Source organism: Pseudomonas sp. PvP100, from assembly GCF_017833055.1.
Taxonomy (GTDB): domain Bacteria; phylum Pseudomonadota; class Gammaproteobacteria; order Pseudomonadales; family Pseudomonadaceae; genus Aquipseudomonas; species Aquipseudomonas syringae.
Genome location: NZ_JAFIBO010000001.1, coordinates 5,800,286 through 5,814,777, shown reverse-complemented (window position 1 = coordinate 5,814,777; position 14,492 = coordinate 5,800,286). Strand labels below are relative to the sequence as shown.

Here is a 14,492-nt window from a genome sequence, read left to right as displayed (position 1 = left end):
ATCAGCATTCGTCCTGAATGGAATTGTTTTTCGGCAGTCTGGCGGTATTGGCCGTCTGCCCGGTGAGCTGTGCGCAATGGGTCCGTCGGCCGCCGTAGTCGGTCAGCGCCTGGTATGAAAAACGATGCGTGGCAGAGGGCTCGACACTCGCCGGTACAACCATCGAAATCTGGGCGCCCGGCGCCAACAGCAGATGATCGCCGAGCTGCACACCGTCGATGCGCAGCGCTTGCAGAGCGGCGTGATAGGGCGTCGGGTTACTGACCGTCAGCACCAAGGCGTGCGACGGGTCATGAGTCAGTGTCCACAGCAGCCGCGCGGGGGTGTCGGCCGGATCACCGTCAAGGCCGGGGGGCCGGTAGAACACGTTGATGCGTTGGCGCACGGCGATGTTCAACTGCCCCGCACCGTCCTGGCGTCGGGGTATCTCAAGCACGTAAAGATGCAGCAGCGACTCGTAGTTCTGCGGCATGCCTGTGCCCTGATACAGCACGCGCAAGGCCTGCCTGCCGCCCACTGCCAAGCGTGCAAGTGGTGGTGTGACCACGAATGACAGCGCCTTGCGCAACTCATCCGGGGTGTCGTCGTCATCCGCGGCGTCGCTGAGCCAGGCCTGTACAAGTGCCTCGGACGTGCCGCGATTGCGCACCTCGAGCGTGACTTCGCGATACTGCCCGTCGAAAACCAGCCGCGTTCCACTCAGCGAAACAGCGCCCTGCGCCGCCAGGCCGCTCGTCAACAGCACAGCCGTCAACAGCACCTTGCATGCGCCAGCGAAAGCGCTCATCGGCATATCACCCTGATCCGCTCGTAGGCACGCGACGGATCTCTGGGCGGTAGCGAGAATGTTGCCTGACAGCGCTGATTGGACCAGCGCACCCACAGGCTGCCGGCATCCTGCTCGCTGAGCACCAGCGCCTGGCTGCCGGGATCGACCACTGCCAGCGCCCTGCCCTGCTCATCTTCGACACTGGCGCCCAGCGGCACCTTGCTGCCATCGGTGCGGACCAGTTCGAACTGGACCCGGCGGCCCACATTGGCCTTGAAGCGCACCACCGGTATCGCGCCCCTGCGCGGCACGATCTGGGTGATGGCATTTTCCAGATCGACATCAGCGCCCAGCTGCCGGGTATCCAGGCTGACCCAGTTGGTGCGGTAGGCCTGCGCATAAGGCAGAACCGCATAGCCGTTGCCGGCGGTCTCGACGTTACTGAACGATTTCAAGCGGGCGCCACCGACATCCGGCACCTGAACCAGCGCAAAGGTTTCTCCCAAGGCCTGCCCCAGGTTCACACCACCGGCATGCGCCACCAGCGAACCCGCGGCGGACAGGCTGAATGCATCGTAGTCCTGGCCCTGGCTATAACCGGCCTCGAAACGGCCGAATGCCGTGCTGGTGCTGACCTTGCCGGCACCGAAACTGCCGGAGGTGCTGTCACGTCCAGCCTGTACCGAATAGAACGTGTCGCGGTCGCCCAGCACCTGGCCATTGAGGCCGGCCTGCGCGTTGTACTCGCCGCGGCTGTCGCGCACCGCGTTGAAAGACAATCGCGACGAGCCGGGGCTGGATCCGAGCGGCAGGGTCACGCTCAGAGCAATACGATTGTCGGTGCTGGCGTCACCGCTTCGCCCGAAATCCTCGTTGCGTTCGATGGACAGGCTGTAATTGAGCGAACGCCAGGCGGCGTTATAGGACAGGTAAAGTTGCCGGGTCTTGCCGGGCAGGTTCCAGTAGCGCTGCTCGGACGCCGTCAGGCTCAGCGACGCCGACTGGCCGGGCACTATCTGAGTGATACTGAGTTCCAGCCGATCCCGCGCCAGCCCGGAGGACAACACTCGCCGCTGCGCGCCGCTGTCGCTGACGTGCTGGTTCAGGGTCCGGTATTGCTCGGTCGAATAACGATAACCGGCCACTGCCAGCGTGGTGTCGGTGACGTCCAGCGTATTGGCATAACGCACCCGCAGGCTCTGCCCACTGCGCGCCTGCCGATCCACCTTGCTGACCGAGCGGGTGAGGTCCATCGACACCGCGCCCAGCCCGGTGTTGACCCCGGTGCCTATATTCGCGGCCTGATAATCCTCGGCCAGTTGTGCCCCGGCGAACCCGGTAATCCGTTCGGAAAGACCATAGATCAGAGCTGCGCTGGCAAACGCCGGAGAGGCCTGCCGGTCGTCGTTGTTGTCGACCTGCCCGCCGGCCAGGCTGTAGCGCAACGAGCCTGCGGGAACCATGATCGGCAGCGACGCATAGGCCTGGGTGAAGGTTCGTACGCGCCCGTCGGCTTCGATGACAGACACCGACAAGTCGCCATTGGAGCCACTGGGATAGATATCGGCAATCTCGAAAGGCCCGGGCGACACACTGCCGCTGTAGAGCAGAAAACCGTTCTGGCGAACTTCCACGGTCGCATTGGTTTCGGCAATCCCGCGGATGACCGGGGCATAGGCGCGCTCACTGTCAGATAGCATGCCATCGTCAGAGGCCAGGGCCGCGCCCCTGAAGCGGACACTGTCGAAGACCTGCGAATCGGTAAACGTCTCGCCCAGCGTGAACTGGCTTTTCAGGGTAGTGATGTCGCGCTGCGCGAACGTACGATTACTGCGATAACGCCATGGCCTGTCACTGCCGCCCACCAGAGAGGACTCGTTGCGCAAACGCCAGGCGCCGACGTTCAGGCCGTTTCGCAGCCCTACGTAGTACTGATCCGTTTCCAGGCCCTTGTTACGCCGCCGACTGCCATTGAAGTTGTAATTGATAAAGCCTGCGGTCTCGCCCTGATCCCAAAGCTCCGGCGATACATAACCACGGGCACCGCGCGACATCACCGCTTGCGGCACACTGATCGTCAGTCGCAACGCACCGGGCTGATAGTCGACGCGAGCAAATTCGACACGCGCAGGCAGGTCGAAACAGGCCTGGGCAGATACCTCACCTGACGGCAGACGACTCAAGTCCAGACCAAAGCTTTGTAGCATATCGAGCGACAGGCAGGGCTCGATCAGGCCCGACAGAGGATTTTTCAAAAAGCGGATGTCCCGCCTGCCGCTCAGCTTGCGATTGACGTAGATATCAACCCGGTAAGTACCGGGCAGCACGCTATTGGAGCGCAGAAACTCCTGAAGGTCAGCCGGCTGATCGCTTCCCTGGATAAAAGCCGTATTGAATCTGGCTGCCCCGTCGCTACCCGACGAGGCGGCTGACGCGTTGAGTACAAACATCAACGTCAATCCGAAACCGATACCCAGCGCACAGCGTCGGGGGTGAGGGAGCGCGCACTGGGCAATGGCTCCCTTGTTAACTTCTTTGCGCCATTCCATAGCGGTCTTCACTCTACTTCGGCTGTCGCGCGCGCCGCGCAATCCTTTTACACAGACGCAGGTCTGCCGGGCTGCTTGTCACTGAGGCCCGACGGTTTGAATGGTGAACGCTGACAGTGGATAAGCCAGCTTATCGGGGCGACGCCTTGCCGGCGTTAACCGGTTGTTTATGGGTAAGGGTTGCCTGATAAGGCACTTGTCCGCCGTAGTCATTGAGACTGACGAAACTGAGCAGCAACGGCGCACTTGCCGGGGTGTGCTGTAACGGGATATTCAGACGCTGATGCGGCGCCAGCATCTGACTGTCCAGATGGGCAAGTTCAGTGTCGTGTTGGCGTATGGAAATTCGGAGCATGGAGACATGGTAGGGGCCGGGATTTTCGACCTGTACACCGGTGTCATCGATCCACTGCCAGTTCAGTCTTTCCGGAGCCTGCTGTGGATCACCCTGCAAACCATCAGGCCGGAAGAAGACTTTTATGCGCTGACGTACCGCGATCTGCAGCGTGTTTTCTGCTGCGGTCTGGGGTATTTCCTGAACATTGAGCCACAACACCGACTCACGATCGGTGGGCATGTCGGTACCGGAATGAATGATCCGCAATAGTTGCCTGCCACCCCCGGCCATACGCGTAAGTGCGGGTGTGACAATGAACGGCAAGTTCGGCAGACTTTCGTGAGTGCCGGCCGCCGACACAGGAGATTCAAGCCAGGACTGCAGGAGAATCTCTCCACCGCCACTGTTGTGAACACCCAGACTGACCTCTTTATCAGTGCCCTGGTAAATGACTCGCGTCGTATTCAATACGATGCCCGCCTGAGCAGTGGATGCGCAGAACAACAACGCGGCGAGCATCGTGTAGCGGAAAAAATCGGGAAACATGCTGACGTTCACCTTGACTTCGGTAAAGGACAGAGCGAGCGCTGCCCGCCCTGTCCGACACGATTACTCGTAATCCATCACGAACGGCAGGAAGCCGTCGGCATTACCAGGATTGGTGGGCGTGCCGTTAAGCACATACACCGCGCCAAAATTGATTTCAGCGGTGGCACCGTTGGCGCCATCCTTGATCAGCGTGGTGTCGACGGTTTCGTCACCACTCAGATCCATCAGCACACTGGACGCATTGAGCAGGCCGATACCGACGCCATCTGCCGCACCGGTGGTGCGCAGGAGTTTCGCGTCGTTGTTGTCCAGGCCACTGCCGTTACGGGCAATAAGGCGCATCTTCACCATGTTGTATTGGTCTGCACCTGCACTGCAGTTGACCAGCAACTGGATGGGGGCAGCCGTCTCGAATCGGCTTTCGCTCGATACACCGATATCGGAGAAGGACACGTTGCCCAGGTCGATATTGATTTCGCCAGGGTTGGTCCCCGCACTGACACCCGTGCCCGGCCCCACATCGCAGGAGATATTGGTCAGTGTTCCGTTGAAGACCATTGTGCCGTTGTTCGCCGCACTGGCGGTACCTGCCATGCCAACGCCCATTACGCCCAGAACTGCCAATGTAAGAGAAAGCTTTTTCATGCTAACGACCTTCCTTGTGTTATTTCGTGTGTGCCCGCTATCGGACGGTGAGCACTATAGAGCCAGGTCTATTTCAGTGCTGTCAGCTCGGTAACTTTCACCCCGCAGACAACACAACACGACACGCAGGACAGGTCTGTAGGAATAATTATAAGGTGTGCCGGGCACACTGATAAAAACCCTTTTCCACACAGAAGCGCGCCCTTAATCAGGTACAGACTACCGACGCCTTCACTGTGGCCGAGATTATTTATCGCTCAAACTTAACTGGCACTGGACTGCCACTTGAGAACGTGACAGTCCGGACGAAAAAACACGACAGACCGGTATTTACTGATAGCTCAACGTGACCACCGCAGCGCGCGCCTGCAGGGCTTCTCCGTCGATGACCACGGCGGCAGGCAACACCTGATACTGCGTCAAGAAGGGCATTGCCTGCTCACCACAGACATTACGTTCGGTGCTCACATAAATAGTGACCCCGGGTGCAACTTCCAGCGTTCTCGACTGAACACCGGGCGCCGTCATCTCTGTACTGGAAACCTTGCAACTGCTGTTGACGATACTGCCACGCAACGTTATTGCACCGTCCTTTGCCCATGACACAGCGGGAGCAGTCAGCCACAGCGCCGACAGGATTACGACCCACAAGCGTTTATCAAGGGTCCGTAACTTCCACATCACTTTTCCGTTCATTTTCTGACTGCTCATGGCGTACTCCATTCACTGACTCATACGATAATTTAAGTTGATGAGAGAATGACCTGCCAGAAACCTACTTAGGAAAATGTAGGAAAACTCCTAGGACTTTATAAACATCTGGACAACTATCTCTTCAACATAGGTATCGTCCAATTCCGACTTTTCTTGACTGCACGCCACACCCGCTGGAGGCTTTCTGACAAACCTGACAGCTGAAAGTCATTTTGTTGACCGGGTTTGCAGGCTATAAGGAAGCTGTAAAAAACATTACTTCCGTACCGACACTTGGCGTTTTCTTCATATGCGCAGAAAGACCCTGACCGTCACCGCCGTCGTCCTGGTGATCGCCTGTGCGGCAATTGCCGGCTGGAAACTGACCCGCCCGGCCACACTCCCCAAACATGCCGCTGTCGCTGTGCCCGTCAAAGTGATCACGGTCAGTCTTGAGGACGTGCCGCGTTTCGTCACAGGGATCGGTTCGGTGCTGTCGCTGCAAAGCGTCGTGATCCGCCCTCAGGTGGATGGGGTGCTGACGCGCGTGCTGGTCAAGGAGGGTCAGCAGGTCAAGGCCGGGGACCTGCTGGCAACGCTGGATGACCGCTCTATCCGGGCTGCACTGGAACAGGCGCGTGCCCAGTTGGCGCAGAGCAAGGCTCAGTTGGACGTGGCGCAACTGGACCTCAAGCGCTATCGCCAGCTCACCCAGGAAAATGGCATCTCGCGACAGACATTCGATCAGCAACAGGCATTGGTCAGGCAGCTCGAAGCCACGGCGAAAGGCAACGAAGCGAGCATCAACGCCTCACAAGTGCAGCTGTCTTACACCCAGATTCGCTCGCCGGTGACGGGACGGGTCGGTATTCGCAATGTCGATGAAGGCAACTTCCTGCGCGTCAGCGATGCTGCCGGGCTGTTTTCAGTGACCCAGATCGACCCGATTGCCGTGGAGTTTTCCCTGCCACAGCAGATGTTGCCGACCCTGCAGGGGCTGATTGCCGAGCGCAACGCTGCGACCGTCAAGGCGTATCAGGGCGACGGCGCGGCCAACGGACTGCTTTTGGGTGAAGGTACGCTTTCATTGATCGACAATCAGGTGTCGGCAGGCACCGGTACGATCCGCGCCAAGGCTCAGTTCAAAAACCCCGGAGAGCAACTCTGGCCAGGGCAACTGGTGACCGTGAAGATCCAGACCGGTATCGAACTCAACTCGCTGAAAGTGCCGCCACAAGTGGTGCAGCGCGGTGTTGACCTGCACTTCGTCTATCGGCTCACTGCCGACAACAAGGTGGAAGTCGTACCCGTCAAAGTGCTCTATCAGGACAGCGAACAGACACTGATCAGCGGACCACGTGCTGGCGATGTACTGGTCAGCGACGGCCAGTCGCGGCTACGCCCGGGAGCAACGGTCGAAGTGATCACTGCGCCTGCTGCGGATGTCGCCAGCGCGCAAGCGGAGCCTGCACGATGAACGGCCGGGGCTCGGTGTCGGCGTGGTGCATCGACCACCCGGTGGCCACCTTGTTGTTGACCTTTGCATTGGTCCTGCTGGGGGTCATTGCCTTTCCGCGGCTGCCGATCGCGCCGTTGCCGGAAGCGGAATTCCCGACCATCCAGGTCACAGCGCAGCTGCCCGGCGCCAGCCCCGAGACCATGGCGTCTTCGGTTGCCACGCCACTGGAAGTGCAGTTCAGCGCGATACCGGGCATGACCCAGATGACCTCCAGCAGCGCACTGGGCTCCACCAACCTGACACTGCAATTCACGCTCAACAAAAGCATCGACACTGCGGCGCAGGAAGTCCAGGCCGCCATCAATACCGCAGCCGGACGCTTGCCGGCCGATCTGCCCAACCTGCCGACGTGGCGCAAGGTCAACCCGGCCGACAGCCCGGTGCTGATTCTCAGCGTGAGCTCCAGCCTGATCCCCGGCACCGAGCTGAGCGACGTCACCGAAACCATTCTGGCGCGCCAGCTCAGCCAGATCGAAGGGGTGGGCCAGGTCTTCATCACCGGTCAGCAGCGTCCGGCGATTCGTGTCCAGGCCGCTCCCGAGAAGCTGGCTGCGCTGGGGCTGACTCTGGCGGACATTCGCCAGGCGGTGCAACAGACCAGCCTGAACCTGGCCAAGGGTGCCCTGTACGGCAAGGACAGTATTTCAACCCTGTCTTCCAACGACCAGTTGTTCAAGCCGCAGGACTACGCGCAACTGATCGTTTCCTACAAGAACGGCGCGCCCGTCCAGCTCAAGGATGTGGCTCGGGTGGTCGCGGGCTCGGAAAACGCCTACGTCAAGGCGTGGTCCGGCGATCAGCAAGGCGTCAACATCGCCATCTTCCGCCAGCCGGGCGCCAACATTGTCGACACCGTGGACCGTATCCAGGGTGAACTGCCACGCCTGCAGGAAATGCTCCCGGCCAGCGTCGATGTCTCGGTACTCAACGACCGCACCCGCACCATCCGTGCCTCGCTGCATGAAGTGGAACTGACCCTGATGATCGCGGTGCTGCTGGTGGTCGCAGTCATGGCGCTGTTCCTGCGCCAACTGTCAGCCACCCTGATCGTCAGTGCGGTACTCGGGGTCTCGCTGATTGCCAGCTTTGCGATGATGTACCTGTTCGGCTTCAGCCTGAACAACCTGACACTGGTGGCCATCGTGGTCGCGGTCGGTTTCGTGGTGGATGACGCCATCGTGGTAGTCGAGAACATCCACCGTCATCTCGAAGCCGGCCAGGGTATGCGCGAAGCCGCGATAAAGGGCTCCGGGGAAATCGGCTTTACCGTGGTGTCGATCAGCTTCTCGTTAGTGGCGGCGTTCATTCCACTGTTGTTCATGGGCGGCGTGGTCGGGCGACTGTTCAAGGAATTCGCACTGACCGCAACCGCGACCATTCTTATTTCGGTGGTCGTCTCCCTGACCCTCGCGCCGACCCTGGCCGCGCTGTTCATGCGCGCCCCCACCCATCACCCGCATCAGAAACCGGGATTCGGTGAACGCCTGCTCGCCTCCTACGAGCGTGGCTTGCGCAAGGCCCTGGCCCATCAGCGGCTGATGCTTGGCGTGTTCGGCCTGACCCTGGCGCTGGCAGTGGTCGGTTACATCCTCATACCCAAAGGCTTCTTTCCGGTCCAGGACACCGCTTTTGCACTCGGGACCACCGAGGCCGCTGCCGACATCTCCTACCCAGACATGGTGGAAAAACACCTGGAGCTGGCAAAGATCGTCGGCGCGGACCCTGCCGTGCTGGCGTTCTCGCATTCGGTCGGTGTTTCGGGCAGCAACCAGACCATCGCCAACGGCCGCTTCTGGATCTCGCTCAAACCACGCGCCGAACGCGATGTGTCGGTCAGCGAGTTCATCGACCGCCTGCGCCCCAAACTGGCCAAAGTCCCGGGCATCGTTCTGTATCTGCGCGCCGGGCAGGACATCAACCTCAGTTCCGGGCCGAGCCGCAGTCAGTACCAGTACGTGCTCAAGGGCAACGACGGCGAACTACTCAACACCTGGACACAACGGCTGACTGAAAAGCTGCGCAGCAACCCGGCGTTTCGTGACATGTCCAACGACTTGCAACTGGGCGGCAGCGTCACGCACATCGACATCGACCGCAGTGCTGCCGCGCGCTTCGGCCTGACCACGGCCGATGTCGACCAGGCGCTGTACGACGCGTTCGGCCAGCGGCAGATCAGCGAGTATCAGACGGAGGTCAACCAGTACAAGGTAATCCTTGAACTGGACGCCCAGCAGCGCGGCAAGGCCGAAAGCCTGGCGTACTTCTACCTGCGCTCACCGCTGACCAGCGAAATGGTGCCGCTGTCGGCACTGGCCAAAGTCAGTGCGCCGCGCATGGGGCCGTTATCGATCAGCCATGACGGGATGTTCCCGGCGGCGAACCTGTCATTCAACCTGGCTCCCGGGGTCGCGTTGGGTGATGCTGTGCGCATGCTCGATCAGGCCAAGAACGAAATCGGCATGCCCGCCTCGATCATCGGCAGCTTCCAGGGCGCAGCACAGGCGTTCCAGAGTTCGCTGGCCAACCAGCCCTGGCTGATCCTTGCGGCGCTGGTGGCGGTGTACATCATTCTGGGTGTGCTCTATGAAAGCTTCGTGCACCCGCTGACCATCATCTCTACCCTGCCCTCGGCAGGTATCGGCGCACTTTTGCTGCTGTGGATGATGGGGCAGGACTTCTCGATCATGGCTTTGATCGGCGTGGTGTTGCTGATCGGTATCGTCAAAAAGAACGGTATTCTGCTGGTGGACTTTGCCCTGCAGGCCCAGCGCGAGCAGGGCCTCACCCCCCACGAAGCCATTTATGAGGCCTGCATCACCCGCTTCCGACCGATTATCATGACCACCCTCGCCGCGCTGCTCGGCGCGCTGCCGCTGATGCTCGGTTTCGGCGTCGGTTCCGAGTTGCGTCAGCCGCTGGGCATTGCCGTGGTCGGCGGCCTGCTGGTGAGCCAGATGCTCACGTTGTTCACGACGCCGGTCATTTATCTGCAACTGGAGCGGTTGTTTCATCGACGTCACCCGGCGCCCGACGCACCGGCGCTGGCCCTGCACAAGTGAGAGTCACCCGATGCGCGTGCTGATTATCGAAGACGAAGAGAAAACCGCCGATTACCTGCGTCGGGGCCTGACCGAACAGGGCTATGCCGTGGACGTGGCGCGAGACGGGATCGAAGGCCTGCACCTGGCGCTGGAGAATGACCATGCGATTGTCATTCTCGACGTGATGCTCCCAGGCCTGGATGGTTTTGGTGTGTTGCGTGCGTTGCGTGCGCGCAAACAGACACCCGTGATCATGCTGACCGCGCGCGAGCAGGTCGACGACCGCATTCGCGGCCTGCGCGAAGGCGCGGATGATTACCTGGGCAAACCGTTTTCCTTTCTGGAACTGGTCGCCCGCCTGCAGGCCCTGACCCGGCGCAGCGGTGGCCACGAACCGGTGCAGATCACCATCGCCGACCTGTGGATAGACCTGATCAGCCGCAAGGCGACCCGCGCCGGCCTGCGCCTGGACCTGACCGCCAAGGAGTTTTCGCTGCTCAGCGTGCTGGCCCGGCGTCAGGGCGACATTCTCTCCAAGACGTCCATCGCCGAGATGGTCTGGGACATCAACTTCGACAGCGATACCAATGTGGTCGAAGTCGCGATCAAGCGCTTGCGGGCCAAGCTCGATGGCCCTCACGAGCACAAGCTGCTGCACACCATTCGCGGCATGGGCTATGTGCTGGAGAACCGCAGTGCGGGTTGATTCGATTGCCCTGCGCCTGAGCGGACTGTTCGCGCTGGTGGCGCTGGTGGTCTTTCTGCTGATCGGCTGGGCCTTGTACCTTCAGGTCGACAAGAGCCTCGACCTGCTGCCCCGCGCGGAAGTGGATGCGCGCTACAGCGTGCTGGAATCGGCGGTCAATCGTTTCGGCAACCCGGAGCACTGGGGCAAGATCAAGACCAAGCTCACCTTGCTCAGTGAAGAGGATAAACGCCTGCGCTTCTGGGTGGTGAGTGACAATCCGCTCTACGAGTTCGGCAACCCTGGCGCTGAGATTCGTCGTTTTGCGCAGGGGCCGCTGGGCATGCACGACCTGAAACTGGTGGATCACCCGTTTTCGTTCAAAGTGCTGGTCAGCGAGTTTCCCGCCAAGGAACAGCGTCCGGCACTGCGCTTTCTGACCGCCATCGACACCGAGACGTTCTGGCACACGCAGCACTCGCTGCTGGTCGCCTTGATCAGCCTCGCCACGCTGGGCATTCTGCTGGCGTCGGCGCTGGGCTACTGGGTCGCGCGAATTGGCCTGCGACCGCTGACCAGCCTCTCGCAGGAAGTCCAGAAGCTCGCCCCGCCGCGGCTGTCCGGACGCTTGCAGCTATCGCCGCTGCCACCGGAGCTCGAACAATTCGTCGCCTCGTTCAACTCCACGCTGGAACGCGTCGAGCAAGCCTACTCAAGGCTGGAATCGTTCAATGCCGACGTGGCGCACGAGCTCCGCTCGCCGCTGACCAACCTGATCGGTCAGACCCAGGTAGCGCTAACCCGTGGCCGCTCTGCCGAGCATTATTTCGAGGTGCTGCAGTCGAACCTCGAAGAGCTGGAGCGCCTGCGCTCGATCATCAACGACATGCTGTTTCTGGCGAGCGCCGATCAGGGCACCAAGGTCAAGGCACAGACCTGCACCTCACTGGCTGAAGAAGTCGCTACGACGCTGGATTACCTGGACTTCATTCTGGAAGACGCTCACGTGCAAGTCCGCGTCAACGGTGACGCCAGCGCGCCGATTGAAAAGCCCCACTTGCGCCGCGCGCTGATCAATCTGTTGCATAACGCCGTTCAGCACACTCGCGCTGGCGAAGTCATTGAAGTCAACATCGAATCCCGCGATGCCCATGTCACTGTCAGCGTGACCAATCCGGGCGTACAAATCGCCCAGGAACATTTACCCAGACTGTTCGAGCGCTTTTATCGGGTGGATGCCTCACGCAGTAACAGCGGCGCCAATCACGGCCTGGGGCTGGCCATCGTCAAGGCGATTGCCTTGATGCACGGCGGCACCGTGTTCGTGAACAGCGCCAAGGGCGCCAATACCTTCGGCATCCAGTTGCCCCGGTGACACCGAAAATACTGACTACACTGACCATTTTCACGGCCCTCAGTGTGCGTCTGTTCGCAGCGTTTTAAATACACTTGCTTTATTCACATTCCATTCATATGAGGCTATAAGGAGCGTGTTATACACGCGCCAATAAGTTCCCCAAATAAATGATAATTTTATTAACCGATTATCAAGAATCATTCGTCTGCAGGTAGAACAACCGATGATGGTGTTTGCGTTTTCTCGGCGAGCCCGGCTCAGATGGACCCGTCCGGAGCTGATATTGATTTTTGGCAGCTCGGTTTCAATGCTCGCCATTCTGGCGATCGTGGCGTCTCTACTGGCCCAGGAGCGCGACGACGCAGCACAGACAGCAGCACGCGCAGCGTCCAATATCGTGCGTTTGATCGATGCCGACGTCATGCGTAACGCAGAACTTTACGACTCTTCACTGCAAGGCATGATCAGCGCGTGGCAGCGTCCGGACCTTCAGCAATTGTCACCTGAACTGCGCCAACTTGTTCTGTTCGATCGCGCCACTGCCGCCTCTTACAAGGGCGATCTGGTATTGCTCGATAACCGCGGCGAACTATTGGCTGATTCTTTGTCTGTCATCCCTCGACACGACAACTTCTCTGACCGCGCCTATTTCAAGGACCATGCCGTAGATCGCTCTTTGACGCTACACGTCAGTGCACCCTACAAGAGTCGCTGGGGCTACAAGGACTGGTGCATCAGTTTCAGCCGGCGCCTATCAGGGCCCAACGGCGAGTTCATGGGGATCGTGAGCGCGGCGATGCGTCTGGTGTACTTCAAGCACCTGTTCATGAGCCAGAATCTGGGCAGCGACAGCAGCATCAACCTGATCAATACCTCGGGCATTTTGATCGTTCGCTACCCGGAAATGGAAGGCCAGGAACTGATCGGCAAGGATTACAGCCACAGCCCCAACTTTCAACGGATTCTTCAGGAAGGCGATGGCAGCTTTGCCGCGATGTCGACGCAGTTGAACGCTCGCCGGCTGTATACCTTCTCCAGAGTCGGCAACCTGCCGCTGATCGTCGTGATCGGGCAGTCCGAGGAGGAGGTGTACGCCGTCTGGCGGCGCAACGCCTGGCTGGTCGGCTCGGCCACCAGCGTCTTGTGTCTGGGCATTCTGTGGCTGACCTGGCTGCTGTGTCGCGAACTGAGAAGACGCCACCGTGCCGAAGATGCACTGGCCAGCCTGGCCGCGACAGATGGTCTGACCGGGCTCGATAACCGCCGTCAGCTTGACGAAGCCATGGAAATCGAGTGGGCGCGAGCGCAACGCTCTGGCAAACAGCTGTCATTGCTGATGATCGACGTAGACCATTTCAAGGCATTCAATGAGCGTCATGGCCATCAGGGCGGGGACGAGGCGCTGCGTCTGATTGCGCAGACCATCTCATACTGCATCCGCCGTCCAGGCGACCGGATTGCACGCTATGGCGGCGAAGAGTTCGTGGTGGTACTGCCGGAAACAGACTTGCCGGGCGCCATGTTGATCGCGGAAAAAATCCGCAAGGCCGCAGAGTCACTGCCTCTGTTCAGGAATGCCGAGCATCCCATCACTGTGAGCATCGGGGTCGCTTCGGAGGTCGTTCGCCAAGGCGACAAACTGGAGGCATTTTTTGGGGTGGCCGACAAGGCGCTGTATCAGGCCAAGGACAATGGACGTAACCGGGTCGAGTACCGCAGTTCGGTTACCAGAAAGGTGACCGATCAGGTTTGACGGGCTGCCTTCGGGCATAAAAAAACGCCAGACTGGCTGGCGTTTTTTTTGGTTACCGCTTATGCATTATGTTTCGCTGCGGCGCGCGCCGCGTCACGCAGTGCTTTTACTTTGTCGTGATTGGCCAGAACGCCTTGGTACTGCTTTTCGATGACGGCGATCACAGCTGGATCCACACCTTTCTCACGCGACTTCTCGAGCGCCTTGGTGTAAGCCTTCTTGGCGACATCTTCGCCGCGCTCTGCTTCTTCCAGGACAGCCAGATCATCGTTGCTGGTGAATGCAGTTTTCAGCTTGACCCACGCCTGGTGGATGTCAGCCGATACGCTGGAGGAATCTTCCGGCTTGCCGCCCAGACGCGTTACATGCGTCTGCAGCTCAGTAACTGCCTGGCCAACTTCGATAGCACGGCTTGTGAAGAACGCTTTTACATCTGAACCGATTGCATGCTTTGCGCTGGTTTCAAAGCCTTCCTTGCCGTCAATGCTGGTTTCGACCAAGTCATTCAGGATAGAGATCGTTTCTTTGTTGATATCGGTCATTTGATAATTTCCTAATGGCAGGTTGATACGAAAGTGTTCGATGTATAGGTAAT

General features: G+C 59.7%; 11 protein-coding genes. 5 read left to right on the top strand and 6 right to left on the bottom strand.

What is annotated here, in order from left to right; genetic code table 11:
* Position 1: 1 nt before the first annotated feature.
* The 5 genes from JOE39_RS25240 to JOE39_RS25220 form a co-directional block, all read right to left on the bottom strand.
* Entirely contained in the window at positions 2 to 787 is a 786-nt protein-coding gene (locus JOE39_RS25240) for a molecular chaperone (RefSeq protein WP_210078147.1), read from the bottom strand.
* Entirely contained in the window at positions 784 to 3,246 is a 2,463-nt protein-coding gene (locus JOE39_RS25235) for a fimbria/pilus outer membrane usher protein (protein WP_170855861.1), read from the bottom strand. The genes JOE39_RS25240 and JOE39_RS25235 overlap by 4 nt, the downstream gene beginning before the upstream one ends.
* A 202-nt stretch (positions 3,247 to 3,448) precedes the next feature.
* Positions 3,449 to 4,201 (bottom strand): molecular chaperone, encoded by a 753-nt coding sequence (locus JOE39_RS25230; protein ID WP_074907485.1) that lies wholly within the window; start codon positions 4,199 to 4,201, stop codon positions 3,449 to 3,451.
* Between the two features lie 63 nt (positions 4,202 to 4,264).
* A complete protein-coding gene (locus JOE39_RS25225) occupies positions 4,265 to 4,849 on the bottom strand; it encodes a fimbrial protein (protein ID WP_003314067.1) in 585 nt (194 codons plus the stop codon).
* A 330-nt stretch (positions 4,850 to 5,179) separates the two neighbouring features.
* Positions 5,180 to 5,572, bottom strand: coding sequence for a hypothetical protein (locus JOE39_RS25220; protein WP_170855853.1), 393 nt, complete (start codon positions 5,570 to 5,572; stop codon positions 5,180 to 5,182).
* Positions 5,573 to 5,852: 280 nt separating this feature from the next.
* On the opposite strand from JOE39_RS25220, the gene JOE39_RS25215 reads away from it, so the two are divergent.
* The 5 genes from JOE39_RS25215 (at position 5,853) to JOE39_RS25195 (ending at position 13,897) form a co-directional block, all read left to right on the top strand.
* A complete protein-coding gene (locus tag JOE39_RS25215) occupies positions 5,853 to 7,019 on the top strand; it encodes an efflux RND transporter periplasmic adaptor subunit (RefSeq protein ID WP_024662143.1) in 1,167 nt (388 codons plus the stop codon).
* On the top strand, positions 7,016 to 10,120 hold the full coding sequence (locus JOE39_RS25210; RefSeq protein WP_210078149.1) for a multidrug efflux RND transporter permease subunit: 3,105 nt from the start codon (positions 7,016 to 7,018) through the stop codon (positions 10,118 to 10,120). Before JOE39_RS25215 ends, JOE39_RS25210 begins: the two co-directional genes overlap by 4 nt.
* 10 nt (positions 10,121 to 10,130) lie before the next feature.
* Positions 10,131 to 10,808, top strand: coding sequence for a heavy metal response regulator transcription factor (locus tag JOE39_RS25205; protein ID WP_003314062.1), 678 nt, complete (start codon positions 10,131 to 10,133; stop codon positions 10,806 to 10,808).
* Entirely contained in the window at positions 10,798 to 12,162 is a 1,365-nt protein-coding gene (locus JOE39_RS25200) for a heavy metal sensor histidine kinase (protein ID WP_080289306.1), read from the top strand. The genes JOE39_RS25205 and JOE39_RS25200 overlap by 11 nt, the downstream gene beginning before the upstream one ends.
* A 205-nt stretch (positions 12,163 to 12,367) precedes the next feature.
* Complete coding sequence (locus JOE39_RS25195) at positions 12,368 to 13,897, top strand: sensor domain-containing diguanylate cyclase (RefSeq protein ID WP_210078151.1); 1,530 nt, start codon at positions 12,368 to 12,370, stop codon at positions 13,895 to 13,897.
* Positions 13,898 to 13,956: 59 nt separating this feature from the next.
* Here JOE39_RS25195 and JOE39_RS25190 read toward each other — a convergent pair whose 3' ends face one another.
* Positions 13,957 to 14,439 (bottom strand): PA2169 family four-helix-bundle protein, encoded by a 483-nt coding sequence (locus JOE39_RS25190; RefSeq protein ID WP_024664469.1) that lies wholly within the window; start codon positions 14,437 to 14,439, stop codon positions 13,957 to 13,959.
* Between the last annotated feature and the right edge of the window lie 53 nt (positions 14,440 to 14,492).

Excerpts from the sequence above, each read along its gene's own strand:
- JOE39_RS25240 (WP_210078147.1), bottom strand. The coding sequence starts at position 787 with ATGAGCGCTTTCGCTGGCGCATGCAAGGTGCTGTTGACGGCTGTGCTG.
- JOE39_RS25230 (WP_074907485.1), bottom strand. The coding sequence starts at position 4,201 with ATGTTTCCCGATTTTTTCCGCTACACGATGCTCGCCGCGTTGTTGTTC.
- JOE39_RS25225 (WP_003314067.1), bottom strand. The coding sequence starts at position 4,849 with ATGAAAAAGCTTTCTCTTACATTGGCAGTTCTGGGCGTAATGGGCGTT.
- JOE39_RS25220 (WP_170855853.1), bottom strand. The coding sequence starts at position 5,572 with ATGGAGTACGCCATGAGCAGTCAGAAAATGAACGGAAAAGTGATGTGG.
- JOE39_RS25215 (WP_024662143.1), top strand. The coding sequence starts at position 5,853 with ATGCGCAGAAAGACCCTGACCGTCACCGCCGTCGTCCTGGTGATCGCC.
- JOE39_RS25210 (WP_210078149.1), top strand. The coding sequence starts at position 7,016 with ATGAACGGCCGGGGCTCGGTGTCGGCGTGGTGCATCGACCACCCGGTG.
- JOE39_RS25205 (WP_003314062.1), top strand. The coding sequence starts at position 10,131 with ATGCGCGTGCTGATTATCGAAGACGAAGAGAAAACCGCCGATTACCTG.
- JOE39_RS25195 (WP_210078151.1), top strand. The coding sequence starts at position 12,368 with ATGATGGTGTTTGCGTTTTCTCGGCGAGCCCGGCTCAGATGGACCCGT.
- JOE39_RS25190 (WP_024664469.1), bottom strand. The coding sequence starts at position 14,439 with ATGACCGATATCAACAAAGAAACGATCTCTATCCTGAATGACTTGGTC.